The following is a 26184-nucleotide window of genomic DNA, read 5'->3' as shown; positions in this document are numbered from 1 at the left end:
CCTTGGACCTTTAGAAGTTGCCGAGTCCGCCGCAGACGTTGAGCGCCTGCGCGGTGATGGACGCCGCCGTGTCGGAGGCCAGGTAGCCGACCAGTCCCGCGACCTCCTCCGGCGTCGAGTAGCGGCCGAGCGGGATCTTGGCCTGGAACTTCTCGAGGATGGCGTCCTCGGAGGTGTCGTACGCGGCGGCGTAGCCCTGGCGCACGCGCTGGGCCATCGGGGTCTCGACATAGCCCGGGCAGACCGCGTTGACGGTGATGCCGGTGGGGGCGAGCTCGTTGCCGAGGGCCTTGGTGAAGCCGACGACGCCGTGCTTGGAGGCCGAGTACGGGGCGCCGAGGACGACGCCCTGCTTGCCCGCGGTGGAGGCGATGTTGATGATGCGGCCGCGGTCCTTGTGGCGCATGCCGCCGGTGTTGAGCACCTCGCGGGTCAGCCGGAAGACGCTGTTGAGGTTGGTGTCGATGACGTCGTCCCACAGCTCGTCGGCGATGTCGGCGGTGACACCGCCACCGCTGCGGCCGGCGTTGTTGACCAGGACGTCGACGGTCCCGAAGGTGTCGACGGCGGCCTGCACGAAGTTCCGCACGTCGTCCGTGGAACGCACGTCGAGGGTGGTGCCGTCCACCTCCAGGCCCTCGGCCTGGAGCTCCTTCACGGTCGCGGCGACGTTGTCGGCGCTGCGCGCGCCGATGAACACCCGGTGGCCCTGCTCGGCCAGGAGCCGGGCGGCCGCCAGGCCGATGCCGCTGGTCGCTCCGGTGACCAGGGCGACCCGCTTCTGCTGATCTGACATGAGTGACTTCTCCATAGGGGAGGGAAAAGGAGCCCGCCGGGCGGTGCGCGAGGCACCACCCGGCGGGGAGTGGGGATGTGGGGGGCGAGGTGCGGAGGGGAGCGGCGGGTCAGACCAGCGCGGCGAGACCGCTGTTGACGGCGTCGATCAGCATGCGCGGGGTGTTCGCGATGCTCAGGATGTCCTCGTCGAGCGATATGCCGTACTCGCGCTCGATGCGGCCACCGGTCTCCAGGAGGGCCAGGGACTCGTAGCCCAGCTCCTCGAAGTCGGTGTCGAGGATGTCGCCGTCGAGGTTGTAGGAGTCGTCGGCGCCCGCGGCCTCGATCAGGATGCGGCGGAGGTCGTCGAAGGTGAAAGCCTGCTCGGCCATGGATGGTTCCTTTCCGGTTCTGCCGGGTCGGTGGAGTGGCGGTGCGGGTGTCAGTCGGCGGAGCGGACCACGAGGGCGGAGTTGAAGCCGCCGAGGCCGCGGGCGAGCACCAGCGCGGTGCGCACCTCGTGCGTCCGCGGGTGGCCGACGACGAGGTCCAGGCCGTAGGTCTCGGCCGGGTCGGTGTTCATGGTGGGCGGGATCAGCCCCTCCTCCATGGCGAGGAAGACCGTCGCGAGGTCCAGGGCGCCCGCGGCCGAGTACAGGGCGCCGGTCGTCGTCTTGGGGACGGTGACCGGCACCTGCTCACGGCCGAAGACCGCGTTCAGCGCCTCGGCCTCGATGCGGTCGAGCTCGGGGACGGCCGCGCCGTCGGCGAAGACCACGTCGACGTCGCGGGCGCTGACGCCGGCGTCGGCCAGGGCGGTCTCGATCGCCTGGCGCAGGGCCGGCGGGCGGCCGCTGCCCGGCTTGGGGTCGAAGGTCGCGCCGTATCCCGCGATCTCGCCGTACACCTTGGCGCCGCGGGCCCGGGCGACGTCCTCGCGCTCCATGATGAGGATGGCGCCGCCCTCGCCCGGGACGTGGCCCGAGGCACGCTGGTCGAAGGGCAGGAAGGCGGTGGCCGGGTCGGCCTGGGTGGTGACCCGGCCGCTGGTCAGCTGCGCGACCCAGCCCCAGGGGCACAGGGAGGCGTCGACCGAGCCGGAGACCACCAGCGGGGTGCCCTTGCGGACCTGGCGCCGGGCCTGCGCGACGGAGTCGAGACCGCCGGCCTGCTCGCTGACGACGACGCCGCTGGGGCCCTTCATGCCGTGCCGGATGGAGATCTGGCCGCTGTTGACGGCGTAGAACCAGGCGAAGGACTGGTAGGCGCTGACGTACTCGCTACCCTGGCTCCACAGCCGCTCCAGCTCGCGCTGGCCGAACTCGAAGCCGCCGGAGGCGCTGGAGGTGACCACGCCCATGTCGAAGGCGGGCAGTTCCCCGGGGACGACCCCGGCGTCCTCCAGGGCCCAGTCCGCGGCGACGAGCGCGAGGCGCGTCATGCGGTCGGTCTGCGGCAGCAGCTTGCTCGGCAGGTGCTCCGAGGCCTCGAAGCCGTGGATCTCGCCGGCGAGCTGGGCCGGGTACTGGCTCGGGTCGAAGCGGGTGATGCGGCCGATGCCGCTCTTGCCGACGCGGGCGGCCTGCCAGTACTCCTGGGCGCCGAGCCCGTTGGGCGCGACGACTCCGAGACCGGTCACCACTACGGAGGCGTTCATGCGGCGGTCCTTTCCGGACGGGCGAGCACCATCGCGCTCTGGAAGCCTCCGAAGCCACTGCCGACGGTCAGCACGGCGTCCGTCCGGTGCTCCCGCGCGGTGACGGGCACATAGTCGAGATCGCATTCGGGGTCGGGGGTGGTCAGGTTCGCCGTGGGCGGCACCACGTTGTGCGTCATGGCGAGGGTCGACGCGGCGATCTCGATGGCGCCGATGGCGCCGAGGGAGTGCCCGACCATGGACTTGATGGAGCTGACCGGCGTCGCGTAGGCGTGGTCGCCGAGGCTCTTCTTGAACGCGGCGGTCTCGTGGCGGTCGTTCTGCTTGGTGCCGGAGCCGTGGGCGTTGATGTAGTCGATCCGGTCGCCGTTCATCTGCGCCTCGTCGAGCGCGACGCGGATGGCCTCGGCCATCTCGGCGCCGTCGGGGCGCAGGCCGGTCATGTGGTACGCGTTGGAGCGGGTCGCGTAGCCGGCGATCTCGGCGTAGATGCGGGCGCCGCGACGACGGGCGCTCTCCAGCTCCTCCAGGACGAAGAAGGCGGTGCCCTCGCCGAGGACGAAGCCGTTGCGGGTGCCGTCGAACGGGCGCGAGGCGCGCTCCGGCTCGTCGTGCCGCGGGGTGGTGGCGCGGATCGCGTCGAAGCACGCCATCGTGATCGGCGAGATCGGGGCGTCGGTGGCGCCGGCGACCAGCACGTCGAGGGAGCCCTCGCGGATCAGCTCGACGGCGTAGCCGATGGAGTCGATGCCGGACGTGCAGCCGGTGGACACCACGGCGTTGGCGCCCTCGGCGCCGACCGCCCAGGCCACCTCGGCGGCGAAGGAGCTCGGCACCAGGTGGTTGTAGAGGTGCGGGACGGCGTACTTGTGGTCGACCAGGTTGAGCCGGCCGCCGTCGCTGACGACCCGGTACTCCTGGTCGAGGCCCATCGTCGCGCCGACCGCCGTGCCGACGGTGACGCCGACGCGGTGCGGGGCGTGCGCGGCGAGGTCGATGCCGCTGTCCTCCACGGCGCCGCGGGCGGCGACCACGGCGAACTGCCCGGCCCGGTCCATGCGCCGGATCTCCTGCGGGCTGAGCCCGTGGGCCTCGGCGTCGAAGTCGATCTCGGCGGCGACCCGGGAACGGAACGGCGACGGGTCGAAGAAGGTGATGCCGCGGGTGGCCGTGCGGCCCTCGCTCAGCAGCGACCAGAAGGCGTCGCGGCCCACGCCGCCGGGGGCGAGGACCTCGAGGCCCGTGATGACTACGCGTCGGGCGCTCACTGGGAGGCCTCCCAGTGGTAGAAGCGGGTGGCCATGGCGTCCGCCGGGGACCGCCAGGTCGCCGGGTCGTAGGCCTCGATGAACGGCTTCAGGTCTTCGCTGATCTGCACGAAGCGCGGGTCGGTCTTGGCCTCCTCGATCTGCCGGCCACCGTTGTCGGTGTCGAAGTCCTGGAGGTGGAAGTAGAGACCGCGGTAGTGGAAGAGCTCACGCCGACGCGTGCCCATCCGGTGCGGCATCTCGGTGGCGTCGAACGCGCGGAAGAGGTCGGCGACGTTGCCGCTCATTCCGGGCTCCATCCGGGCCACGATCAGATTGCTGTGCATGCGTTTTGTCTCCAAGCGGAAAGCCGTACGGCGGACTGGAGTTTCACGTCACGTCGACGGTTCGACAGCAAGAGGGCCGGAACCGGACGGAGTTACAGGGTGATCGAGAGGAAAGAGTGCGCTTCTCGGGCCATCGGATTCGGTGACCGGATTCGGTGACCGGGTGCGGTGACAAAGCGCCGGACTCTGACATCTATGTTCTTCGCCGACTGCCCCTCTTTCAAGGGGTGTTAGTACAGATCCCGGTAGGGAAAGTACAAGATCTACTGCGGGGCGTTGCCGTGCTTCCGCGACGGCAGGTCCGCGTGCTTGGCGCGCAGCATCGCGAGGGAGCGGATCAGCACCGACCGGGTCTCCCGCGGGTCGATGACGTCGTCGATGAGTCCGCGCTCGGCCGCGTAGTACGGGTGCATGAGCTCGTTCTTGTACTCGTCGATGCGCTGCCGGCGTACGGCCTCCGGGTCCTCGGCGGCGTTGATCTCCCGCCGGAAGATGACGTTGGCCGCGCCCTCGGCGCCCATCACCGCGATCTCGTTGGTCGGCCAGGCCAGTGCCAGGTCGGCACCGATCGAGCGCGAGTCCATGACGATGTACGCGCCGCCGTAGGCCTTGCGCAGCACCAGCGAGATGCGCGGCACCGTGGCGTTGCAGTACGCGTAGAGCAGCTTGGCGCCGCGCCGGATGATGCCGTTGTGCTCCTGGTCCACGCCGGGCAGGAAGCCGGGCACGTCGACCAGGGTGATCAGCGGGATGTTGAACGCGTCGCAGAACTGGACGAAGCGCGCCCCCTTCTCCGAGGCGTTGATGTCCAGGACGCCGGCCATCGAGGCCGGCTGGTTCGCGACGATGCCGACGACGTGCCCGTCGAGCCGGGCGAAGGCGCAGACGATGTTCGTCGCCCAGGCCGGGTGCACCTCGAAGTGGTCGCCGTCGTCGACGACCTCCTCGATCACCTTGCGGATGTCGTACGCCTGCCCGGCGCCGGCCGGCACCAGGTCGAGCAGCGCGTCGTTGATCCGGTCGGCGGGGTCGCCGGAGTGCTCCACGGGCGACAGCTCGCGGTTGTTCGCGGGCAGCAGCGAGAGCAGGTAGCGCACGTCCTCGATGCACTCCTCCTCGGTGTCGTACGCGAAGTGCGAGACGCCCGAGGTGGCCGAGTGCACGTCGGCGCCGCCCAGCCCGTTCTGCGAGATCTCCTCGCCGGTGACCGCCTTGACGACGTCCGGGCCGGTGATGAACATCTGCGAGGTCTCGCGGACCATGAACACGAAGTCCGTGAGCGCGGGGGAGTAGGCGGCGCCGCCCGCGCACGGGCCCAGCATCACCGAGATCTGCGGGATCACGCCCGAGGAGCGGGTGTTGCGCTGGAAGATGCCGCCGTAGCCGGCGAGGGCGGTGACGCCCTCCTGGATGCGGGCGCCGGCGCCGTCGTTGAGCGAGACGAGCGGGGCGCCCGCGGCCTCGGCCAGGTCCATGATCTTGTGGATCTTCTGGGCGTGGGCCTCGCCCAGCGCGCCGCCGAAGATCCGGAAGTCGTGCGCGTAGACGAAGACGGTCCGGCCGTGGACGGTGCCCCAGCCGGTCACCACGCCGTCGCTGTACGGCTTCTTGTTCTCCAGCCCGAAGCCGCTGGCGCGGTGCCGCCGCAGCGGCTCCACCTCGTTGAAGGATCCCTTGTCCAGGAGCAGCGAGATGCGCTCCTGGGCGGTCAGCTTGCCCTTGCCGTGCTGGCGCTCGGTGGCCGCCGGGTCGGGGCCCTGCCGCGCGGACTCCTTGATCTCGGCCAGCTCGTCGATCCGGGCCTGGATCGAGTCGTGCGGTGTGGCTGGTGTGGCCATGGTGTTCCCCACCTCCATGGGTCGCGGGTCGTGGGTGGACGTGCGTGGGTGGTACGGCGCGGGGCCGTCGGATCAGCGGCCGGCCCCGGGGCGGTACAGACGGACGAAGTCCGCGACGCCGGCGCGGATGACCGCGTCCCGCTCGAAGTCCGACAGGGGCAGGGCGCCGTGGAAGGAGCGCTGGACGACGCCGCCCGCCACCAGCTGGATGAAGCGCTCGGCGGCGTGCTCGGGGTCCTCGAAGGACAGCAGCCCCTGGTCGGCGACGCGGGCGAGCCGGCGGGCCAGCTCGCGGTTGGCCTGCCGGGGGCCCGCGGTGCGCCACATCTCGACCACCCCGGCCGGCCACGTGGCGATCTCGGCGCCGAGGTGCCGGACGATCGCGAAGTGCTCGGGGAAGGCGGCCAGCGGGGTCAGCCAGGCGCGGCCCAGCTCGGTCAGGTCCTTCTCCAGGTCGGTGATCTCGGAGAGGTGCTCCTCCGCGATGACGGTCAGCGAGGCGGCCACCGAGGCCGCGCCCTCCAGCAGGACGGCGAGCAGCAGGCGCTCCTTGTCCTTGAAGTAGTGGGTGACCGTGGCCTCGTCGAGGCCGCACTCCACGGCGATGTCCGTGACGTTCGTGTGGGTCCAGCCCTCACGGGCGAAGACGGCGCGCGCCGCCTGGACGACGTCCCTGCGCTCCTCGGCCGAGCCGGCCTGGACGGGAGCGGTCGTTGCCTGCTGGATGGTCATCGGGTGTTCCTCCGTGTGAGGTGCGGATCTTGTCGGGCGTACGGGACCGGGGGCGCTCGGTGCAGAGCTGGACGAGGAGCACGGCGACGGCGGCGAGGAGCGTGGCCGCGCCGCCCGCCACGAGCCCGGAGCGTGCGCCGTAGCGTTCGCTGAGGGCGCCGATCATGAGGGCGCCGACGGGGGTGGTCCCCTGGAAGACGAGCGTGTACAGAGCCATGACCCGGCCCCGGTAGGCGGGATCGGTGCCCAGCTGGATGCGGTGGTTGGTGGCCTGGGCGAAGTACAGGGAGCCGAATCCGGTGCACAGCAGCAGCACCGCGGCCCAGGTGAAGGTGGGCGCGAGTCCGGCCGCGCACTGCAGCGCCCCGGCCGCGAGGGCCGAGCCGACGACGAGCCGGGCCCGGGGCCGGCCGCGGCGGCGGGTGGTGACGAACGCGGCGAGCAGCGAGCCCACCGCGAAGGCGGTGGTGAGCAGGCCGAACGCGGAGGCGTCGGCGTGGAACTCGGTCTTGGCCAGCAGCGGCAGGGTGAGCTGGAAGTTGAAGCCCAGCATGCCGACGACGGCCACCAGGATCATCGGCAGCAGCAGGTCGCGGCGGTTCACCATGTGCCGGACCCCGTCCATGACGGGAGCCCGCGCGGGCCGGTTCCCGGCGCGGTGCAGCTCGCCGGGGCGCACCGCGCGCAGGGCGGCGACGGTCGCCAGGTAGCTGACCGCGTTCAGCAGCATCACGGTCCCGGGGCCGAGCCGGTCGATCAGCAGGCCCGCGAGCGCCGGGCCGGCCACCCGCGCCACGTTGAAGTACGCGGCGCTGAGCGCGGAGGCGTTGGGCAGCAGGTCGCCGCCGACGAGCTCGCTGACGAAGGACATCCGGGTGGGCACCTCGACGGCGTTGACGATGCCGAGCCCGAGGGCGAAGAGGCAGACGTGCCACAGTCCGGCCGAGCCGGTGAGCACGAGGAGGCCCAGGAGCAGCGCCAGGACGCCCGACACGAGGTTCGCCGCCATGAGCAGCCGGCGTTTGTCGTACCGGTCGGCCAGGCCGCCCGCGTAGAGGGTGAGGAACAGCAGGGGCGCGAACTGCAGGGCGGTGACGACGCCCAGGGCGGTCCCGGAGTCACCGGTCAGGGAGAGCACGACCCAGTCCTGGGCGACGACCATCATCCAGGTGCCGGCGACGGAGACGAGCTGCCCCGCCACGAACAGCCGGAAGTTGCGGACGGCGAGGGACTGGAACGTGCCGGCGAGTGGTGATCTCATCTCATCCTTGGGCGAGGAGAATACGGGCGCACGGCAGGGGAATCTGCCCTATAGCTTCTTCGCCCCGGGGCGTCCGGTCAAGAATTCTCGTGTCAGATCCCGGTCAAGGCGTGTCAGGAATGGCCGGTTCCGTAGCGGGGCGTGAATTCGTGTCAGGGCAAGGAAAACACAGTCGCCGAATTCTTCGAATTGCGTCACGTACTACAGGGCTCATTCCGCCGGTCTTGCGGCTCCGATAATCACGGAAATACCGTTCCCGGAACGGTGGGCGACTCCGACCGGAGGTCGCCGAGACTCAGGGGGTAAACCGCATGTCCGTGGTGACGACAGTCTGTGCCGGAACGAGCTGTGTCCGGCGCGAGGGCGCCGGCCGGGCCAGGCGCCCGGCCGCACCCGCGAGCCGCCTGTGCCTGGACTGCCACGAGCGCCTGGTACGGGATCTGAACCGGCTGCCGGAGCTGTACGAGGAGTGCGCGCGCCACCTCGACGGCAGCGGCGGCGACCGTGCCGTGGAGCGCACGTCCGGCGGACCGCTGCCCGGCATGCCCTTCAACCTGCGCGCGGCGGACGTGCGGACCCAGATCCTGGCGGTGCTGAGCGCCTGGGCGAGCCTGGTCCTGGAGGAGCGCCACCTGGCGGGTCCGCGCCGGGCCGTCGTCCCCCTGGTCAACTTCCTGACGCGGAACGGCACGTGGCTCGCCTCGCACGACGCGGCGGGCGAGGTCTCCGCCGAGATCGCGCAGCTGGTCCGTCGTGCGCTCGGGGTCATCGACCCGACGACGAACCGCCGCATCCCCGTGGGCGACTGCGTCGAGCCCGGCTGCTCCGGCGCGCTGACCGCGGTCGTCCAGACCCGCCGGCCGCAGCTGCCCGCCACGATCACCTGCGGTGCGGACGCCTCCCACCACTGGGTCGGCCACGAGTGGCTCCAGCTCAGCCGGCGCCTCGGCGCGAGCGCGGGGGCCGCGGCACCTCCGGCCGGCCGGGGCCGCCCCATGGCCGCCGTGCCCGCGCCGGCCGGTCCGACGACGGACCCGGAGGCGGAGGTGCGCTGGATGACGGCGGCCGACATCGCCCGCCTGTGGGACATGCCGCCGGGCAGCGTCTACCGCCACGCCAGCCTGCAGAAGTGGCGCCGCCGCAGCCGTTCGGGGCGGACCTACTACCACGCCGGGGACGTCTACGAGACGCTCCACGGACGGGACGCGGCCGCGTAGCGACACCGCGGCACCACGGGTGAGGGCTCCTGGCGATCCGCCAGGAGCCCTCACACGTGGGACGGTCGGGGATCAGTCCTTGATCTCGCAGATCGCGGCGCCGGAGGTGAGGGAGGCGCCGACCTCGGCGGTGAGGCCCCTGACGGTGCCGGAGCGGTGGGCGTTGAGGGGCTGTTCCATCTTCATGGCCTCCAGGACGACGACGAGGTCGCCCTCCTTGACCTCCTGGCCCTCCTCGACGGCGACCTTGACGATGGTGCCCTGCATCGGGGAGGCGAGGGTGTCGCCGGAGGCGGTCGGGCCCGACTTCTTGGCGGCGCGGCGCTTCGGCTTGGCGCCGGCGGCGAGGCCGGTGCGGGCCAGCGACATGCCGACCGAGTTCGGCAGCGACACCTCGAGCCGGCGCCCGCCGACCTCGACCACGATGGTCTCGCGGCCGGTCTCGTCCTCGTCGGCCTCGGCGCCGGCGGGGGCGAAGGGCTTGATCTCGTTGACGAACTCGGTCTCGATCCAGCGGGTGTGGACGCGGAAGGGGGCGGAGGTGAAGGCGTCGTCGGTGACGACGGCCTGGTGGAAGGGGATGGCGGTGGCCATGCCTTCGACCGTGAACTCGGCGAGCGCGCGGGCGGCGCGCTGGAGGGCCTGTTCGCGGGTGGCGCCGGTGACGATCAGCTTGGCCAGGAGGGAGTCCCAGGCGGGGCCGATGACGGAGCCGGATTCGACGCCGGCGTCGAGGCGGACGCCGGGGCCGGTGGGCGGGGTGAAGGTGGTCACGGTGCCGGGGGCGGGCAGGAAGTTGCGGCCGGGGTCCTCGCCGTTGATGCGGAACTCGAAGGAGTGGCCGCGGATCTCGGGGTCGGTGTAGCCGAGTTCCTCGCCGTCGGCGATGCGGAACATCTCGCGGACGAGGTCGAGGCCGGTGACCTCCTCGGTGACCGGGTGTTCGACCTGGAGGCGGGTGTTGACCTCCAGGAAGGAGATGGTGCCGTCCTGGCCGACGAGGAACTCGACGGTGCCGGCGCCGACGTAGCCGGCTTCCTTGAGGATGGCCTTGGAGGCGGCGTAGAGCTGGGCGTTCTGGGCATCGGAGAGGAAGGGGGCGGGGGCCTCCTCGACCAGCTTCTGGTGGCGGCGCTGGAGGGAGCAGTCGCGGGTGGAGACGACGACGACGTTGCCATGGGTGTCGGCGAGGCACTGGGTCTCGACGTGGCGGGGCTTGTCGAGGTAGCGCTCGACGAAGCACTCGCCGCGGCCGAAGGCGGCGACGGCCTCGCGGACGGCGGAGTCGTAGAGCTCGGGGACCTCTTCGAGGGTGCGGGCGACCTTCAGGCCGCGGCCGCCGCCGCCGAAGGCGGCCTTGATGGCGATCGGCAGGCCGTGCTGCTCGGCGAAGGCGACGACCTCGTCGGCGCCGGAGACCGGGTCGGGGGTGCCGGCCACGAGCGGCGCGCCGGCGCGCTGGGCGATGTGGCGGGCGGCGACCTTGTCGCCGAGGTCGCGGATCGCGTGCGGTGGCGGGCCGATCCAGGTCAGACCGGCGTCCAGCACCGCCTGCGCGAACTCGGCGTTCTCGGACAGGAAGCCGTAACCGGGGTGGACCGCGTCCGCCCCCGAGTCCTTGGCCGCCGACAGCACCTTGTCGAAGTCCAGATAGCTGGTGGCCGGGGTGTCGCCACCCAGCGCGAACGCCTCGTCCGCGGCCCGGACGTGCAGCGCGTCCCGGTCCGGGTCCGCGTAGACGGCCACACTGGCGATCCCGGCATCCCGGCAAGCACGGGCCACCCGGACAGCGATCTCGCCACGGTTGGCGATGAGCACCTTGCGCACGATGCCTTCCTTCTGCTGAAAGTCTCTGCTGAGAGTACGGATACATCCGGCCCGCCGCGCTTCTGGCGAGGCTCCCGGCCGGTCCTGCGGGACGGGTGCCGCCCCGGAGACACGCACCACCGCACGGGTGGGTGTCTCCGGGGCGACGGTCAGCACGGACGCGTGCTCACCAGGCGTAGGCCTCGGGAGCCGGCTTGGCCCCGTTCGGGCCGGGCGGCGGGAACAGCTGGTCCAGCTTCGCGAGCACGGTCGCGTCGAGCCGGATCGTCAGGGCGCGCAGCGAGCCGTCGAGCTGCTCGGCGGTGCGCGGTCCGATGATGGGACCGGTCACGCCCTCCTGGGCGAGCAGCCAGGCCAGGCCGACGTGCGCCGGGTCCTCGCCGATCTCGGCGCACAGCTTCTCGTACGCCTCGACGGTGTCGCGGTGCTGGGCGAGCAGTCCGGCGGAGTGCCCGGAGGTGCCGCGCGCGGCGCCGCCCTCCTTCATCTTGCGCAGGACGCCGCCGAGGACACCGCCGTTGAGCGGGCCCCACGGGATCAGCCCGAGGCCGTAGTGCCGCGCCGCCGGCAGCACCTCCAGCTCGACCCAGCGGGTCATCAGGTTGTACCGGGACTGCTCGCTGACCAGACCGAGGAAGTGCCGTGCCTTCGCCGCCTCCTGGGCCTGGGCGATGTGCCACCCGGCGAAGTTGGACGAGCCGAAGTAGAGGACCTTGCCCTGCTGGCGCAGGACGCTGAAGGCCTCCCAGATCTCCTCCCAGGGCGTGTTCCGGTCGACGTGGTGCATCTGGTAGACGTCGATGTAGTCGGTGCCCAGGCGCTGGAGCGAGGCCTCGCAGGCGCGCCGGATGTTGAGCGCCGACAGGTACGACTCGTTGGGCCAGTTGCCGGTCGGGAGATAGACCTTGGTGGCCAGCACGGTCTTCTCGCGCCGCCCGTTGCCGCCGGCGAACCAGCGCCCGATGATCGGCTCGGTGGGCTGCTCGCCCGGCCGCGTGCCGTACACGTTGGCCGTGTCGAAGAAGTTGATGCCGCGGTCGTGCGCCCGGTCCATGATCGTGTGGCTGTCGGCTTCGGACGTCTGCGTCCCGAAGTTCATCGTGCCGAGCACGAGCCGGGACACGGACAGTCCGCTGCGGCCGAGGTTGGTGTATTCCACGTGAGTCCTTCAGTAGTGCTGGATCTCCGACCGCGCACCGGTACCGGGGCGATCGGGGTTGGGGGGTGCCGTACGGGGCCGGGCCGGGCCCCGTACGGCAGGGGAGCGGGACCGGGTCAGGCGGCGGCCGCCGCGTCCGGGTACCACTCCGCCATGCGCGCGAGGTCGGCCTCCCATCCGGCGCCCGGGGTGCGGCCGAGGTCGGCCCAGAGCGGGGTGCTGTCGAACCAGTGGTCGGTGGCCAGCATGTCCAGGGCGCGGGTGGCGGCCCCGTCCTCGGTCGGCAGGGCACGGGCGTGCGCGAGGCCGATGTTCCGCCGGGGCGGCGGGGGAGTCATGCGGCCGGCGACCGCCTGCAGCAGCGCGGAGGCGGTGACCGGCTCGGGATAGGCCGCGTGGTAGACGTCCGAGGTGAGGCGCTCGCGCGGGGCGAGGCCGACCGCCACGATCAGGGCGGCGAGTTCGGCGGCCGAGATGACCGAGAGCCGGGCGTCCCAGCCGGTGGGCGTGCCGGGGAGCGTCCGCAGCAGCCGGCCGAGCCCGGGGACGACCCAGGCGTCGCCGGGACCGTAGACCAGGTGAGGCCGTAGGACGACGCCCCCGGCGGCCAGGACGGCGTCCTCGGCCTCGGCCCGGGTCCGCGAGGTGGGCGACTGCGGCCGGCGCGGCAGCTGCTCGGGGCGGGCGCACCGGAAGATGCCGCGTCCGTAGACCGAGGCGGTGCTGAGGTGGACGATCCGGGAGACTCCGGCGCGCTGCGCGTCGGCGACGAGCGCGGCGGTGCCCCGGGCGTTGACGGCCTCGTTGGCCTCGGGTGTCCCGCCGATCCGCGAAGCGCAGTGCAGGAGGACGTCGACGCCGTCGCACAGTCCGTGCAGCGACTCCGGGTGGGCCAGGTCCGCCCGGACGATCCGGGCCCGGCCCGCGGCGGGCGGCCGCGGCGGTGTGCGGTGCGAGGTCAGGGTCAGCCGGGCGCCGGCGAGGGCGGCCTCGCGGGTGACGTGGGCGCCGATGAATCCGCCCGCTCCGGTGATCAGGATGTTCTGCACGTGGGAGCTCCGGTCGCGTGACGGTCGTGGGTCACCGGCTGCGGGTGCGCAGGGTGAGGTGGGTGACGTAGACGGACTCGCCGTTCTGGGTCCCGCGGACCCGGACGTGGACGTCGCCGGCCGGGTCGACCGCGGTCGGCTCCGCCTCGATGACACAGGCCGCGTCGAACTCGGCGTAGCGCTCGAAGGAGCTGGACATGTCGAGGACGACGGCGTCGGTCATGCCGGTCACGGCGTGCGCGGCCTGCCGTGCGGCCTCCAGGAGGACCATGCCGGGGACGTGGTCCACGGGGTGGTCGAAGAAGATCGGGTGGCCGCAGTCGACGCGGAGCTCCCACCGGTTGGCTCTGCCGCCCGGATCCTCGGAGAGCACCACGTGCTGCGGGTCGGTGCGGCCCACCCGGGCCGGGTCTATCGGCTGCCCCGGGCGGCGGTCGGTGCAGGTGGGCCGCTCACCGCGCAGGCGTCTGTAGACGGTCGGCCGGGTGCAGCTCAGGGAGGCGCCGGCGGTGGCCAGGGTCTCGCCGTCGACCTTCACGTTCACTTCGTAGCGCATGCCGCCGAGTTCCTTGCCGCGCCGGACGATGTCGTGGCACACGGTGTGCAGTTCGACCTCGGTCGGGGTGGGCGTGGCGACGAAGAGGTCCATCGTCGAGGCGAACGAGATGGAGTGCATCAGGAACTGGTGCCCGAAGCCGACCCCGAACTCGGCGTGGGCGAGCAACGCGCCGGTCTGGCGCACCGATTCGACCAGCAGCATCGGGTCCTGGTAGCCCCCGGACTGGGCGAAGAGGGAGTGGCCGCGCGGCCACTGGGCCCCCACCACGAAGGAGTCGGGCTCGTCGGTCCACCGCCAGCCGGTCAGCAGGACCTCGGAGACAGCGGCCCGGTGCACGTACTGGCGCGGGACGGTGGTGGTGAGAGCCGTGGGCGCGGAATCGAGCATTGCGGTCATGGCTGGCGCTCCTGTCTGTTTTCGGGCAGGGCGGAGCTGCTGAGTGTGGCAACAGCCCCCGTTCGGTCCACACACCCAACAAAATACAGACAGGTCTGTTGGGTAAATCAAGTAAAAAGTTAGGGTCGGGCGTGTCGAAGAACGGAGTCCGAGACTCCGCCGCGCCTGCGCACAGCGAAGCAAGAGCATCACGGAAAGAGATCAAGGAACCGGCAGTTTTGCCGGTTCTTGGCCATCGTCCCACGGCGCCCGAGCTGGGCAAAGGGGCCCGCCGTGGGCGGTGTATATCCCCCCATTTTCCGTGTCTATGCAGGTCAGAGATGCCCTGACGGTCCCGACTCGGCGGCTCCAATACGCATTGACAATCAGACAAGTCTGTTTGGTATCTTCACCGAGCACCTGAACTTCAAGACGAGCATTTGGCAGTCGGTTGACGCCGGCGCTCCGGGAGGACCAGATGAACCAGCAGGTAGCAGACCTGACCGACGCCCACCCCGCGCGGCTCCACCCCGTGACCCAGCACGCCCACCCCGCCGCGCCGCGACTGCACGTCCCGGTCGAGCACCCTGCCCTGCGCATCCTGGTCGTCGAGAACGAGGAGCGTTCGGCCAAGGCCCTGGTCCAGGACCTGGTCCGGCGGGGGTACCGCGCCGACAGCGTGACCACCGGGAGCCAGGCCCTCCAGGTGCACCGCCAGGCCGACCTCATCCTGCTCGACCTCGACCTCACCGACCTGGACGGCCTGGAGGTCTGCCGGAGCATCCGCGCGATGAGCGACACCCCGATCATCGCGGTGACCGAGCGCGGCAGCGAGCTCGACCGCGTCCTCGGACTGCAGGCCGGCTCGGACGACTACATGGTCAAGCCCTACGGGTTCCATGAACTCCTGGCCCGCATAGGGGCGGTGATGCGCCGCGTGCGGCCTTCGCCGACGGCCCGGACCATCGAGCACGGCCCGCTCCGGATCGACGCCGACACCCGCAGGGTCACCCTGCACGGGCGCCCGGTGGACCTCACCCGCAAGGAGTTCGACCTGCTGCACATGCTCGCGATCCAGCCCGGCGCCGTCGTCTCGCGGCGGCAGCTGATGACCCAGGTCTGGGACGACGCGTGGTCGCACAAGGGGCGCACCATCGACACGCATGTGAGCAGCCTGCGCGGCAAGCTCGGATCCAGCCATTGGATCGTGACCGTCAGAGGCGTCGGTTTCCGTCTGGGCAACCCGTGAGGGCGCGTCGCGGCCGTCCGGTGCCGGAGGAGAGGACCCTCCGCACCCCGGCGCGCGACGGAAGTGCGCAGTCTGTCCGTTTCCGCTTGCGCGCCCCTGGCCAGCGGGGCACGGGCAAGTAGAATGCAGACTTGTCTGTTTCGTTTGTTGGCGAGTGGCGAGGATCCGGGGTAATGGCAAAGCAGGAACGCGGAACGCGATCAAGGCAAGCGATCCTGGAGGCCGCCGCCGAGGTCTTCGACCTCCGCGGCTACGACGCCGCGAGCACCAACGAGATCCTGGCACGCAGCGGTCTCACCCGTGGAGCCCTCTACCACCACTTCCCCTCCAAAGAGTCGATCGCCATGGCGCTGCTCGACGCGCACGGCGGTGCCCTGTTCGCTTCCGAGCGGACCACCAAGCTCCAGTCGGTCATCGACCTGACCTTCGCGTTCGCCGTCCAGCTGCAGTGCGATCCGGTGCTGCGGGCGAGCGTGCGCCTGGCCGTGGAGAAGACCTCCTTCCCCCGCCCCGTCGAGACGCCCTACGAGCAGTCGACCATCGCCATCGGCGAACTCCTGGCCGAGGCGCAGCAGCAGGGCGAGATCCTGCCGGGCCTGGACGTCGGCGACGCCGCCACCGTCATCATCGGCGCCTTCACCGGTCTCCAGGTGATGTCGCAGGTCTACACGAACCGCGAGGACCTGCCCCAGCGCGTCAGCGCCATGTGGCGCTTCCTGCTGCCGGGCATGGTCGCCCCCGGCCTGATCGGCAACCTGCGGGTCACCCCGCCGCCGGCCGACCTCGTCGCCGCCGACGAGGCGAGGGCCGAGGTCCTGACCGAGCAGGCCGCCGCCGCAGCAGCGGCAGCCCAGGCCTGAGACCCCAGGGGGACACGCCCCGGCCGACGGCTCCGCCGGACGGCCGGCGTGGCCGGAGTGGGCCGTCAGCAGTCCGCGCCTCCGCACCGGCCGTGCCGCACCGGACCGTCCGCCCGAGCGGGTCGTCCGCGCCGCACCGGGTGGTCCGCCCGAGCGGGTCGTCCGCGCCGTCCACCGTCCGAGCCGTCCACCGCCCGGGTCGTCCGCCCCGCACCGGCCGCACTGACCGTCGTCCGCGCCGCGCCGGCCGTCCGGCCGGCTGTCCGGGCTCGCCCGGGCGTTCGCACGGCCTCAGCCGGCGTCCTTGAACAGCGGCAGCAGCATGTCCCATATCCGTTCGGTGCTCTCCCGGCTCCACCAGGCGGTGTCGGTGTAGCCGAGGGACTCCAGGCCCGCGGTGACGACGACGGCCAGGTCCGCCAGGACCGTCCGGTCCGGGTGTTCGTGGGAGTCCGTGAGGACCTCGGCGCGCACCCGGTCCAGCATCGCCTCGCGCAGCCGGGGCGGGGTGTCGGTGCCGTCCGGCGCCAACCGCAGTCCCGCGCGCACCAGCTGATCGTCCGCCAGGGCCCTGCCCAGGGCCACGCTGAACCGCGCCGGCGCGTCGGCGCCCCCGTCCGCGAAGCTGTCGTCGGCGAGCGTCCGGACGCGGTCCTGGGCCTGCGTGTGGACCTCCGCCACCAGCTCCGCGATGGACGGGAAGTGGTGGTAGAGCGCACCACGGCTGACGCCGGCGGTGTTGCAGATGTTGACCAGTCCCGCGTCGGCGAGTCGACCGTTCGCGATGAGTTCCACGGTGGCACCCACGAGTGCCTGACGGGTCGTATGCGACCGTTTTTGCATCGCGCATGTCCCTTGCCCGGTACGACGGCTCTCACTGCGACAGCCCGAAGTGTGAGGAGACGTCGATGGCGCCTCCGCCAGCAAGAACCATACAGCTATGCCTGTTTCGAAGGACAGTCGCGGAAGGGTACGTATCTCAAATTCCACGCAAGACGGCCGGTTCCTGCTGGGAGGTGCCGTGCACGCGTCAAATCCTTTTCCTGAGGCTCTTGGCAAACATACCAGTCTGTATGTTTTGGCTCGACGTGCGCGACTCCGCCCGGACGGACGGTCAGGCCCCGAAGCGGTCCAGGTAGTCCGCATTCGCGAGCGGGGTCGCCGCCAGGTACTCCTCGGGCAGGTCGAAGGCGTCCACCAGGGCCGTCAGGTGGGGCGCGAGGTCCGCGACGGCGGTCTCGGTCGTGCCGTACAGCGCCTCCACCTGGGCCGCGCTGAGGTGCCCCGCGGCGAGCAGGTCGCCGGTGTGCGGCCGCAGTTCGTGAAGGAGGAAGAGCCGGGAGACGCCCTCCAGGAGGAAGCGGGTGCGCGGCGCGGTGGCGCGGGCGGTGGCGGCGAGCAGCGCGTCGGCGGCGCGCACCCGGGCGTGGGCGGCGACCATCTCCAGAGCGGCGCCGGAGGTCTCGTTCCAGCGGCCCACGGGGTCGCCGGAGGGGCCGCCGCGCAGGGCCGTGCGGGCGCGGTTCTGCCAGATGTGCTCGACGCAGGCGTGCAGGTCGCGCAGGAAGCCGGGGTCGCCGAGCTCGCCGCGCGGGGCTCGGGCGGGGCCGGCCTCGTGGGCGAAGACGAGCTCGGAGCCGGCCTTGACCCAGATGACCAGGTTGTCGCCCTCGGCGGTGACGCCGCCCTCGACGTTGAGCGGCAGCTCGGACAGGCCGTTCGCGGGGAACAGGCCCTGCGCGCCGCAGCGTTCGCGTGCCTCGATGGTGATGTCACGGGCCTGCCAGGTGATCCAGCCCTTGGCGACGGCGATCAGCCGCTCGACCTCCTCGCGCTCCGCCGCGTCGGCCGGGTCGTGACCGGCCCAGCGGTCGACGACCTCGCGGTGCAGGAAGGTCATCGCGTAGGCGGTCGCGACGGCCCGGAGCAGGCGGCCGTGGTGGCTGCGGTGGGCGGTGAGCGGCATTCGCTCGCCGGCCCTGGGGGCGCCTATCTTGCGGTGGTGGGAGTAGCGGACGGCGATGGCGAGCGCGGCGCGGGCCATGCCCAGGGTGCCGCCGCTCATGCACAGCTTGCCCATGGTGACCCGGCCGACGGAGCGCAGGAACCGCTTGCGCCGGTTGCCGAGGCTGCTGGTGAGCCGGCCGTCCCGGTCCAGCCGGCCGTGCGCCGCCTCCAGCATGGCCTCGCGGGGGAGCCGTACGTGGTGGAAGGAGGTGAGGCAGTGGTCGACGGGGGTGCCGGTGCGGTCCGGCAGGGGCTGCACCCGTATGCCGGGCAGATGCCCCTCGGCGTCGCTGAGCGGGGTGAGGAAGAGGAAGATGCCCTGGTCCTCGTCGTCGACGAGCAGGCGCGCGGCGACCACGGCGGTCTTGGGGCCGCCGGCGAGGCTGGTGTTGGGCATGAACTTGCACGCCCCGGGGTTGGGGGTGTGCAGGACGAAGCCGCCGGTCTCGGGGTCGTGGCGGGCGACGGTCTCCAGGGACGTGACGTCGTTGCCGTGGGCGAGCTCGGTGCACAGGAAGGTGCCCACCCGCTCCATGGCGGTGTACGGGGACAGGTCCCGCCGGTAGCCGTCGTGGTCGAGGAGGCTGCCGAGGAAGAGGTTGTAGTGGATGCTCGCGAGGGTGCACAGCCCGCCGTCGAGGAAGCCGGTCCACTCGTGCAGGGCGGCGAGCCGGTGGGCGTCGTAGCTGAGCGCCTCGGCCGCGGGGCCGGTGACGGTGTCGTTGACGAGCCGGAGGCGTTCGTAGGACAGGGCGATGCGCTCGGCGGGGGTGAGTCCGGGCCGGTGGGCGAAGGCCTCGCCGGAGATCAGGCGCCGCCATGTGCCGTGCACGTGCTCGCGGTCGTCCCCGTCGAAGAGGAGACGGGTGAGCTCGTCCGTGCCGCCTGGGGCGATGCCGTCTCCGGCCTGTCTGAGCGGTGCCTCCGCGTGCTGGAGCATCTCGGCTCGTCCCCCGAAGTGTGTTGACCGGTGAGGGTGGTCTGACCTGTCAAGAGTAAGATACGTACCATCCGGTTTTGTTTCAATAGGCTGTCAAACCTTGTCAAACCGGTTGGATGGTTTTATTCTCGAAATGTGGATGTGTGAAGAAACCGGGATCGCCGGGGCCCACCCTACGCGCGTCGTGAGTTCCTGCGGAGAAACCGGTCGCCGACGCATCACTCCATGTGAGCCGTTGGAATACCAGCCTCGCGGTTTGTTTCGGTTTCCGCGAGGTACGGAGGATGTAGTGGCGCAACAAGAACGGGCCATCCGTACACGTCAGAAGATCGTGCTCGCAGCGGCCGAACTCTTCGACGAGGTCGGCTACGAGGCGGCGACGATCTCCGAGGTCCTGAAGCGCTGCGGGGTGACCAAGGGCGCCCTGTACTTCCACTTCTCCTCCAAGGAGGAGCTCGCCCAGGAGGTGCTGGCCGGACAGGTCGGCGCCCTGCCGCCGGTGCCGCAGCGCGAACTCCACCTCCAGCAGCTCACCGACGAGGCGCTGGTCCTCGCCCATCTGCTGCGGGTCGGCGACCCCATGGTGCGCGGCAGCATCCGCCTCACCGTCGAGCAGGGCTCGCTGCAGGACGGCCTCGACCGCCAGGTCCCCATGCGCGGCTGGATCGACCACAACATCGACGTCCTCACGCACGCCAAGGCGGCCGGCGAACTGCTGCCGCACGTGGACATCACGTCCGCCGCGACGCTCTTCACCGGCAGTTTCACCGGGGTCCAGATGCTGTCCAAGATCATGACCCAGCACGCGGACATGGTGGACCGGGTCGCCGACCTCATGCGGACCCTGCTGAGCGCCATCGCCGTGCCGGGCGTCCTCGTCCGCCTCGACTTCGAGCCGTCCCGGGCGGAGCGGGCCTACGAGGAGGCGCTGCGGGCGCGCGACGGCGGCACCGCCGTCGCCTCGGCGGCGAGCTGACGGCGTCTCGGCGCAGGGGACGAGGGGGAGGGGGAGCCACGCTCTCCTCGGTTGCGTGTGCGGTGGGGGCACGCACGGAACGTACGGCCGAACCGAAACGGAGAACACACCCATGGACCCCATGGCACGGGCTTCCTGCCCCTATGTCCTCGACGTGACCGGACGCGACCTCGCGGGCGAGGCCGCCATGCTGCGGGACCAGGGCCCCGCCGTGCAGGTCGAGCTCCCCGGCGGCGTCAGGGCCTGGGCCGTCGTGCGCCAGGAGCAGGTCGAGGCGCTGCTCGTCGACCCCCGGGTCTCCAAGGACGCCCGGCGTCACTGGCCCGCCTTCGTCGAGGGCCGGATCACCCCGGAGTGGCCGCTCTACCCGTGGGTCGCCAACGAGAACATGCTCTTCGCGTACGGCGCCGAGCACGCCCGGCTGCGCCGCCTCGTCGCCGCCGCGTTCACCGCCCGCCGCTCCGCGGCCCTGCGGCCCCGGGTCGAGGAGATCGCGGCCGGGCTGCTCGACGGGCTCGCCGACCGGTTCGACGCCGGCGAGCCGGCCGAACTGCGCACCGGATACGCCGAGTCGCTGCCCCTCCAGGTCATCTGCGAGCTCATGGGCGTCGCGGAGGGGGCCGCCCGCGACGAGCTCACGGCGGCCCTGCGCACCGTGTTCAGTTCCAGTGTCTCCGCCGCGACCATGGAGGCCGCGCGCGGCACCGCCTTCCGGCTGCTCGCCGAGCTCGTCGCCGCCCGCCGCCGGGAGCCCGGCGACGACCTGACCTCCTCCCTGATCGCCGCCCGCGACGGAGCCGACGCCCTCACCGAGAGCGAACTCCTCGGCTCCCTCTTCCTGTTGATCGCCGCGGGCCAGGACACCACCGCCGCGCTCGTCGTCAACGCCACCGCCGCGCTGCTCACCCACCCCGAGCAGCTGGCCCACGTCCGGGCCGGCCGCGCCGGCTGGGACGACGTGGTCGCCGAGACCCTGCGCACCCACAGCCCGGCCGCCTACTCGCCGCTGCGCTTCGCCGTCGAGGACCTCGAACTCGACGGTCTGAAGATCGCCCAGGGGGACCCGATCCTGGTGAACTTCGCGGCGGGCGGCCTGGATCCGGCCCGCTACGGCGCGGACGCCGACCGCTTCGACGTGCTGCGTACCGACCGGGACACTCTCGGCCTCGGTCACGGCGCGCACCGCTGCCTGGGCGCCCCGCTCGCCACCCTGGAGGCGACCGTCGCCCTGGCCGCGCTCTTCGAGCGCTTCCCGGACCTGGAACTCGCCTGCCCGCCGGAGGAGTTGGCTCCCCTGCCCACCTTCCTGCTGAACGGCTACGGGGCGCTGCCCGTACGGATACCCGCGCGCGGCTGAGCCCTTCCGGGGGGAACCGGAAAACCGCTCAACCGGTTTGTTACTGTGGAGTGACACGTGTGACACCCACGGCGCAGTGACGGAGACCCCTTGGCCAAGCAGGAGCGGGCGATTCGGACGCGCAACGCCCTCGTCGAGTCGGCGGCCACCCTCTTCGACCGGGAGGGCTTCGAGGTCGCCTCCCTGGCGACGATCAGCGCGCGGGCCGGGGTCAGCAGCGGGGCCCTGCACTTCCACTTCCCCAGCAAGGCGGCGCTGGCCGAGGCGGTCGTCGCGGCGGCCGGCGACCGCCTCGTGCGGATCACCCGCGAACGCGAGGCGCTGCCCCTGCAGACCCTCATCGACGCCAGCCACGAGCTCGTCCAGGGGCTGCGCGTCGACCCGGTGCTGCGCGCGGGCTTCCTGCTGAGCGCCGGCGGGCCGGAGCGCACGCGGATGCCGCAGGACCTGCGGCGGACCTGGCGCGAGTGGGTCGAGTCCGTCGTGGCGCGCAGCGAGCGTGCGGGGCTGCTCGCCCCGGACGTGACGGGCTCGGACGTGGCCTCCGCCGTGGTGGCGGTGGCCGCCGGGCACGCGGCCCTGGGGCAGCAGGACCCACGCTGGCTGGAGCCGGCCCCGCTGACCCGGTTCTGGGCGTTCCTGCTGCCCCGTGTGGTCGGCGCCGCCCGCGTGGGCCTGTTCGTCGCCTCGGGCGCGGAGGAGGAGCCGTACGGGGGAGTCGGCGCCGGGGGCCACGGGGGCCCGGTGGTCGAGGCCGAGGCCCGTCCTTGACCGGTCCGCCGGGGCGCGCATAGCGTCGCCTGCCGGGCGCGTGAGCGAGCAGGCGCCGGGGACGCAGCCGGGACGACGGGAGAGGGGCCGCAGCGTGGTCGAGCCGCACACCGACCCGGTCGCCGCGCTGCTCACCGGGCCCGGCGCGCCCTTCGCCGTCGAGGACGGCGTCTACACCGGCGGCCCGCGCACCCTGCGCGAGTTCGTGGAGGCCACCTGGGGCTTCGGCGACCGCCCGTTCCTCGTCTCCGAGGACGGGGTGACCGGCTACCGCGCCTTCTTCGACGCCGCCTGCGGCCTCGCCCGCCGGCTCGTGGACGTGCACGGACTGCGCCCGGGCGACCGCGCGGTCGTCGCGATGCGCAACCACCCGGAATGGCACGTCGCGTTCTGGGCCGCCCAGCTCGCCGGACTCGTCGCCGTGCCGCTCAACGCCTGGTGGACCGAGGACGAGTTCGGTCACGCCCTCGACGACTGCCGGCCCCGGGTGCTGCTGGTGGACGGCGAGCGGGTCCCGCGCGTGGCCGCCTGGGCCCGCGCCCACGCCGTACCCGGCATCGTCTTCCACGGCGAGGCCGCCGAGGGCTTCGAGGCGTACGTCCCCGACACCGACCCGTTCGCCGGGCCGCCGGACGTCGACGTGCTGCCCGAGCACGACGCCACGATCATCTACACCTCCGGCACCACGGGCCGCCCCAAGGGCGCCGTCGCCACCCATCTCGCCCAGACGGGCGCCGCGATGAACCCCCGCTACTACGCGGCCGCCTCGGCCCTCGGGCGCGGCGAGCGGCCCGGCGCCGGCCCCGCGCCCGTCTCGCTCACCACCTTCCCCTTCTTCCACGTCGCCGCCTTCACGTCCTTCTACTCGGTGATGGCGGCCGGCGGCACCCTCGTCATGATGCGCAAGTGGGACCCGGCCAAGGCCCTGGAGCTGATCCGCGCCCACCGCGTCACGCACTACTCCGGCGTCCCCACCACCGCCCTCCAGCTGCTCGACCTGGCCGAGCGCACCGGCGACCCGCTGGACTCGCTCGTCCAGCTCAGCACCGGCGGAGCGGCCGCCCCGCCCGCGATCACCGCGCGCCTCAGCGCCGCGTACGGGGAGCGGATCGAGCCCCGCAACGGCTACGGCCTCACCGAGACCTGCGGCGGGGTGCTCGCCAACTTCGGGGCCGAGTACCGCGCCCACCCCGGCAGCGTCGGCCGGCCCACCCCGGCGACCGAGGTGCGGATCGACCGGCCCGACGCCGGGGGCGTCGGCGAGCTGTGGCTGCGCGGCCAGTCCCTGATCCGCGGCTACTGGGGGGACGAGGAGGCCACCCGGGCCGCCCTCACCCCGGACGGCTGGCTGCGCACCGGCGACCTCGCCCACCTCCGGGACGGACGGGTCACGGTGGTCGACCGCATCAAGGACCTGGTGATCCGGGGCGGCGAGAACGTCTACTGCGTCGAGGTCGAGGGGGTCCTGCAGGCCCACCCGGACGTCCTGGAGGCCGCCGTCCTCGGCGTCCCGCACGCCGTGCTCGGCGAGGAGGTGGCCGCCGTGGTCCGGCTGCGGCCGGACGCGACCGCGGGGCCGGACGAGCTGCGGGCCCATGCCGGGGCGCGGCTCGCCGCCTTCAAGGTGCCCGCGCACGTCGTCGTACGGGACGGGGAGCTGCCGCGGAACGCGGCGGGCAAGGTCCTCAAGCGGGAGCTGCGCGCCGGGCTCACGGGGCTCGGGGGCCGGTGAGGCGCGCGGCGCGGGGTCAGCTCCGGGTGATGCGGATCCGGTAGCCGCCGGTCTCCGTGTCCTCGTCGAGGACGGTGACGCGGATGCCGTTGGCCCGGTCGTGGAAGCTCTCGCCCGGTCCGTAGGGGGCGTCCGAGAGCTCTGAGTGGACGTTCGGGCGCCGGGTGCAGCCGCCGCTGCCGTGATCGCTGTCGGTGACGGTGACCGGCCCGTGGCCGGTGTCCACGTCGGTGTCGACCCGGTAGACCAGGACGCCGGGCTTGCAGACCGCCTCGTCGTTGCCCTCGCGGGTGCGTGCCTCGATCGCGTAGCCGGAGGTGCCGGAGAGCGGGACGAAGGCGAGCTTCGGGCCGCCGGCGGTGGCCAGCGGGGTCAGGGTGTACTCGAAGTCGCCGGTCTTGGCGGCGCAGCCGACCTGGTCGTTGTCGAGCCAGCCGAGCTTCCACTTGTGCCAGCCGAGCAGGTCGTTGTTGGCCCCCCAGTCCTCGGACATGATGTCCCAGTGCCCCACGGTGCCGCCGCCGTCGACGGTGTAGAGGTCGGGCAGCCCGAAGACGTGCCCGTTCTCGTGGGGCAGGACGCGGTAGCCGGTGTCGGTGTAGTTCCCCGAGCCGTCGTCCTGCCGGCTGTAGACGAAGGACGTGTTGGCGAGCGGGACGCCGTCCGCGTAGGGGGCGTCGTCGTTCCCCGAGAAGGTCACGGACAGCACGGTGTCGAGGGCCGAGGGGCCGGCGTTCGGCGTGACGAGGACGTTGACCAGGTCGTAGGCGCTGAAGTCGACCCGGGAGTCGGCGGCCTTCACGATGTCCTCGACGAGCCTGCGGTAGCCCGGCTCGTACGGGGAGCCGCGCTCGATCCCGTACGAGGAGAAGGGGTGCGGCATCCGCAGCCAGTCGGATATGGGGGCGTCGGGCCGGTAGACCAGGCGTCCGTAGGAGCTGGTGCGGAACCACTCGGTGGTCTTCGGGAAGAACTCGTCGTAGCGGCTCGTCGCGGCGCCCTGCCCGGGCGCGTCCGGGAAGTCGATCATCAGGTTGAGGGCCCGGACCAGGCCCGTGGAGCGGGCGTACCCGGGAGAGGTGGGCATTCCCTCCGACATCTGCACACCCATCGCCGTGGCGATCCGGCACGGTCCCAGCGGCGCTTCCCCGGGGCCCGCGGCCACGGGTCCCGAGGAGGCGGGCGCCGGGCCGGGCAGGGTCGAGCTGGCCGTGGCCAGCGCGGCGAGCGCGAGTGCCGTGCCCGCGGCCAGGGCGATGGGTCTGCGTATCCGTCGGCGGGTGCCGTGCATCCGGTCGCCTCTCTGAGCAGCGTCATCGATGCGATCAGCCTCGGCCGGGGGCGGGGGGCGCGCGCGCCGGGTGGCCCGACCGGGGTAGTCCGAACGCGCCCCGCGGCATGTGACCCAGGTCACACGAGGGTCGGGAAATAACCGGGGACCTAGTCCCCGTTTAACCCTGTGTTCAGCGAAGTGGGGACTCGTTCCCCGGATGGCTTTCGGCGCTGGACTCCGAGACGGACAGAGGGAGAGGCACCGTGAGCACCAGCACCGCCGGCACCGCGCCCGCCCGCCGCATGCCGCGCCCCCGCGCGGACGCGCTGCGCAACCGGGAGCGGATCGTGGCGGCGGCCCGCGAGATGTTCGTCGAGTCCGGCGCCCAGGTGCCGCTCGACGAGATCGCGCGCCGCGCCGGCGTCGGCAACGCCACGCTCTACCGGAACTTCCCCGAGCGCGACGACCTCGTCCGCGAGGTGGTCGTCTCCCTGATGGCCCGCATCACCGAGCGGGCCCGGGAGGCCGCCGAGCAGGAGAGCGACCCCTTCGCCGCCCTCCGCCGCTTCACCCACGCGGCCGCCGACGAGCGCATCGGCGCCCTGTGCCCGATGCTCGACGGCGACTTCGACAAGCACCACCCCGACCTGGACGCCGAACGCATCCGCCTGGAGGAGGCCGTCGAAGGCCTCGTCGAGCGGGCGCGGGCGGCGGGCAGGCTGCGCGCCGACGTCGGCGTCGGGGACCTGATGGTCGCGGTCTCCCAGCTGACCCGACCGCTGCCCGGGACGGGCTGTCTGGACATGGACCGGTTCGTCCACCGCCATCTGCAGGTGTTCCTGGACGGTCTGGAGGCGCCCGCGCGCTCCGACCTGCCCGGTTCCGCCGCGACCCTGGAAGACCTGAGGAGCCGGTCCTGCTCCGGATCGTGACCCCGGCCGCGGCTCCGTAACGCCGCACCCCCCTTCATCTCC

23 protein-coding genes are annotated in these 26184 nt (G+C 72.2%); 8 read left to right on the top strand and 15 right to left on the bottom strand.

Features of this window, described 5'->3' with window-relative positions; translation table 11 throughout:
• Positions 1–10: 10 nt before the first annotated feature.
• The 8 genes from fabG to ACGF1Z_RS29960 form a co-directional block, all read right to left on the bottom strand.
• The gene (fabG, locus tag ACGF1Z_RS29995) at positions 11–796 is read right to left on the bottom strand and encodes a 3-oxoacyl-ACP reductase FabG (RefSeq protein WP_393009151.1); all 786 of its coding nucleotides are present in this window, start codon (positions 794–796) and stop codon (positions 11–13) included.
• Positions 797–905: 109 nt separating this feature from the next.
• Positions 906–1169, bottom strand: a complete 264-nt coding sequence (locus ACGF1Z_RS29990) for an acyl carrier protein (protein ID WP_345487417.1) — start codon at positions 1167–1169, stop codon at positions 906–908.
• 50 nt (positions 1170–1219) lie between these two features.
• Positions 1220–2434, bottom strand: a complete 1215-nt coding sequence (locus ACGF1Z_RS29985) for a ketosynthase chain-length factor (RefSeq protein WP_393009150.1) — start codon at positions 2432–2434, stop codon at positions 1220–1222.
• Entirely contained in the window at positions 2431–3702 is a 1272-nt protein-coding gene (locus tag ACGF1Z_RS29980) for a beta-ketoacyl-[acyl-carrier-protein] synthase family protein (RefSeq protein WP_393009149.1), read from the bottom strand. The genes ACGF1Z_RS29985 and ACGF1Z_RS29980 overlap by 4 nt, the downstream gene beginning before the upstream one ends.
• A complete protein-coding gene (locus tag ACGF1Z_RS29975; protein WP_376638411.1) occupies positions 3699–4028 on the bottom strand; it encodes a TcmI family type II polyketide cyclase in 330 nt (109 codons plus the stop codon). The genes ACGF1Z_RS29980 and ACGF1Z_RS29975 overlap by 4 nt, the downstream gene beginning before the upstream one ends.
• A gap of 263 nt (positions 4029–4291) precedes the next feature.
• Complete coding sequence (locus ACGF1Z_RS29970) at positions 4292–5866, bottom strand: acyl-CoA carboxylase subunit beta (protein WP_393009148.1); 1575 nt, start codon at positions 5864–5866, stop codon at positions 4292–4294.
• A gap of 72 nt (positions 5867–5938) precedes the next feature.
• Positions 5939–6598 (bottom strand): TetR/AcrR family transcriptional regulator, encoded by a 660-nt coding sequence (locus ACGF1Z_RS29965; RefSeq protein ID WP_393009147.1) that lies wholly within the window; start codon positions 6596–6598, stop codon positions 5939–5941.
• Positions 6501–7859 carry an MFS transporter gene (locus ACGF1Z_RS29960; RefSeq protein WP_393009146.1) on the bottom strand — a complete coding sequence of 453 codons (1359 nt, stop codon included), beginning with the start codon at positions 7857–7859 and terminating at the stop codon, positions 6501–6503. The genes ACGF1Z_RS29965 and ACGF1Z_RS29960 overlap by 98 nt, the downstream gene beginning before the upstream one ends.
• A 317-nt stretch (positions 7860–8176) precedes the next feature.
• Here ACGF1Z_RS29960 and ACGF1Z_RS29955 point away from each other — a divergent pair, with 317 nt between their 5' ends.
• Entirely contained in the window at positions 8177–9076 is a 900-nt protein-coding gene (locus ACGF1Z_RS29955; RefSeq protein WP_393009145.1) for a hypothetical protein, read from the top strand.
• A 72-nt stretch (positions 9077–9148) separates the two neighbouring features.
• On the opposite strand, the gene ACGF1Z_RS29950 is transcribed toward ACGF1Z_RS29955, so the two are convergent.
• The 4 genes from ACGF1Z_RS29950 to ACGF1Z_RS29935 form a co-directional block, all read right to left on the bottom strand.
• Positions 9149–10903 (bottom strand): acetyl/propionyl/methylcrotonyl-CoA carboxylase subunit alpha, encoded by a 1755-nt coding sequence (locus tag ACGF1Z_RS29950; RefSeq protein WP_393009144.1) that lies wholly within the window; start codon positions 10901–10903, stop codon positions 9149–9151.
• Between the two features lie 166 nt (positions 10904–11069).
• The gene (locus ACGF1Z_RS29945; protein ID WP_393009143.1) at positions 11070–12062 is read right to left on the bottom strand and encodes an aldo/keto reductase; all 993 of its coding nucleotides are present in this window, start codon (positions 12060–12062) and stop codon (positions 11070–11072) included.
• A 116-nt stretch (positions 12063–12178) separates the two neighbouring features.
• Positions 12179–13111 (bottom strand): NAD-dependent epimerase/dehydratase family protein, encoded by a 933-nt coding sequence (locus ACGF1Z_RS29940; protein ID WP_393009142.1) that lies wholly within the window; start codon positions 13109–13111, stop codon positions 12179–12181.
• Between the two features lie 31 nt (positions 13112–13142).
• Entirely contained in the window at positions 13143–14066 is a 924-nt protein-coding gene (locus tag ACGF1Z_RS29935; protein WP_393009141.1) for a ScbA/BarX family gamma-butyrolactone biosynthesis protein, read from the bottom strand.
• Positions 14067–14523: 457 nt separating this feature from the next.
• Here ACGF1Z_RS29935 and ACGF1Z_RS29930 point away from each other — a divergent pair, with 457 nt between their 5' ends.
• On the top strand, positions 14524–15294 hold the full coding sequence (locus tag ACGF1Z_RS29930) for a response regulator transcription factor (protein ID WP_393009140.1): 771 nt from the start codon (positions 14524–14526) through the stop codon (positions 15292–15294).
• A 173-nt stretch (positions 15295–15467) separates the two neighbouring features.
• On the top strand, positions 15468–16154 hold the full coding sequence (locus ACGF1Z_RS29925; RefSeq protein WP_393009139.1) for a ScbR family autoregulator-binding transcription factor: 687 nt from the start codon (positions 15468–15470) through the stop codon (positions 16152–16154).
• A 291-nt stretch (positions 16155–16445) separates the two neighbouring features.
• Here the strand turns inward: ACGF1Z_RS29925 and ACGF1Z_RS29920 are convergent, their stop codons facing one another.
• Both ACGF1Z_RS29920 and ACGF1Z_RS29915 read right to left on the bottom strand, forming a co-directional pair.
• The gene (locus ACGF1Z_RS29920; protein WP_393009138.1) at positions 16446–16949 is read right to left on the bottom strand and encodes a TetR family transcriptional regulator; all 504 of its coding nucleotides are present in this window, start codon (positions 16947–16949) and stop codon (positions 16446–16448) included.
• A 319-nt stretch (positions 16950–17268) separates the two neighbouring features.
• The gene (locus ACGF1Z_RS29915) at positions 17269–19101 is read right to left on the bottom strand and encodes an acyl-CoA dehydrogenase (RefSeq protein ID WP_393009137.1); all 1833 of its coding nucleotides are present in this window, start codon (positions 19099–19101) and stop codon (positions 17269–17271) included.
• A 289-nt stretch (positions 19102–19390) separates the two neighbouring features.
• Here ACGF1Z_RS29915 and ACGF1Z_RS29910 point away from each other — a divergent pair, with 289 nt between their 5' ends.
• The 4 genes from ACGF1Z_RS29910 to ACGF1Z_RS29895 all read left to right on the top strand — a co-directional run bounded on the left by ACGF1Z_RS29910 (position 19391) and on the right by ACGF1Z_RS29895 (position 23937).
• On the top strand, positions 19391–20077 hold the full coding sequence (locus ACGF1Z_RS29910) for a ScbR family autoregulator-binding transcription factor (RefSeq protein ID WP_393009136.1): 687 nt from the start codon (positions 19391–19393) through the stop codon (positions 20075–20077).
• Between the two features lie 112 nt (positions 20078–20189).
• A complete protein-coding gene (locus ACGF1Z_RS29905) occupies positions 20190–21434 on the top strand; it encodes a cytochrome P450 (protein WP_393009135.1) in 1245 nt (414 codons plus the stop codon).
• A gap of 90 nt (positions 21435–21524) precedes the next feature.
• Positions 21525–22205 carry a ScbR family autoregulator-binding transcription factor gene (locus ACGF1Z_RS29900; protein WP_393009134.1) on the top strand — a complete coding sequence of 227 codons (681 nt, stop codon included), beginning with the start codon at positions 21525–21527 and terminating at the stop codon, positions 22203–22205.
• Between the two features lie 94 nt (positions 22206–22299).
• A complete protein-coding gene (locus ACGF1Z_RS29895; RefSeq protein ID WP_393009133.1) occupies positions 22300–23937 on the top strand; it encodes a class I adenylate-forming enzyme family protein in 1638 nt (545 codons plus the stop codon).
• A 16-nt stretch (positions 23938–23953) separates the two neighbouring features.
• Here ACGF1Z_RS29895 and ACGF1Z_RS29890 read toward each other — a convergent pair whose 3' ends face one another.
• Positions 23954–25228 carry a M6 family metalloprotease domain-containing protein gene (locus ACGF1Z_RS29890; protein ID WP_393009132.1) on the bottom strand — a complete coding sequence of 425 codons (1275 nt, stop codon included), beginning with the start codon at positions 25226–25228 and terminating at the stop codon, positions 23954–23956.
• Between the two features lie 284 nt (positions 25229–25512).
• Between ACGF1Z_RS29890 and ACGF1Z_RS29885 the strand changes: the two genes are divergently transcribed.
• Complete coding sequence (locus ACGF1Z_RS29885; protein WP_393009186.1) at positions 25513–26142, top strand: TetR/AcrR family transcriptional regulator; 630 nt, start codon at positions 25513–25515, stop codon at positions 26140–26142.
• Positions 26143–26184: the final 42 nt, after the last annotated feature.

Origin of the sequence: Streptomyces sp. NPDC048018 (assembly GCF_043202995.1) — a bacterium.
Taxonomy (GTDB): Bacteria; Actinomycetota; Actinomycetes; order Streptomycetales; family Streptomycetaceae; genus Streptomyces.
This window is presented reverse-complemented; position numbering and strand designations above follow the sequence as displayed.

Coding starts and splice junctions, on each gene's coding strand:
- ACGF1Z_RS29905 (WP_393009135.1), top strand. CDS start 20,190: ATGGACCCCATGGCACGGGCTTCCTGCCCCTATGTCCTCGACGTGACC.
- ACGF1Z_RS29975 (WP_376638411.1), bottom strand. CDS start 4,028: ATGCACAGCAATCTGATCGTGGCCCGGATGGAGCCCGGAATGAGCGGC.
- ACGF1Z_RS29970 (WP_393009148.1), bottom strand. CDS start 5,866: ATGGCCACACCAGCCACACCGCACGACTCGATCCAGGCCCGGATCGAC.
- ACGF1Z_RS29915 (WP_393009137.1), bottom strand. CDS start 19,101: ATGCTCCAGCACGCGGAGGCACCGCTCAGACAGGCCGGAGACGGCATC.
- ACGF1Z_RS29965 (WP_393009147.1), bottom strand. CDS start 6,598: ATGACCATCCAGCAGGCAACGACCGCTCCCGTCCAGGCCGGCTCGGCC.
- ACGF1Z_RS29885 (WP_393009186.1), top strand. CDS start 25,513: ATGCCGCGCCCCCGCGCGGACGCGCTGCGCAACCGGGAGCGGATCGTG.
- ACGF1Z_RS29925 (WP_393009139.1), top strand. CDS start 15,468: ATGGCAAAGCAGGAACGCGGAACGCGATCAAGGCAAGCGATCCTGGAG.
- ACGF1Z_RS29985 (WP_393009150.1), bottom strand. CDS start 2,434: ATGAACGCCTCCGTAGTGGTGACCGGTCTCGGAGTCGTCGCGCCCAAC.
- ACGF1Z_RS29890 (WP_393009132.1), bottom strand. CDS start 25,228: ATGCACGGCACCCGCCGACGGATACGCAGACCCATCGCCCTGGCCGCG.
- ACGF1Z_RS29990 (WP_345487417.1), bottom strand. CDS start 1,169: ATGGCCGAGCAGGCTTTCACCTTCGACGACCTCCGCCGCATCCTGATC.
- ACGF1Z_RS29960 (WP_393009146.1), bottom strand. CDS start 7,859: ATGAGATCACCACTCGCCGGCACGTTCCAGTCCCTCGCCGTCCGCAAC.
- ACGF1Z_RS29930 (WP_393009140.1), top strand. CDS start 14,524: ATGAACCAGCAGGTAGCAGACCTGACCGACGCCCACCCCGCGCGGCTC.
- ACGF1Z_RS29935 (WP_393009141.1), bottom strand. CDS start 14,066: ATGACCGCAATGCTCGATTCCGCGCCCACGGCTCTCACCACCACCGTC.
- fabG (WP_393009151.1), bottom strand. CDS start 796: ATGTCAGATCAGCAGAAGCGGGTCGCCCTGGTCACCGGAGCGACCAGC.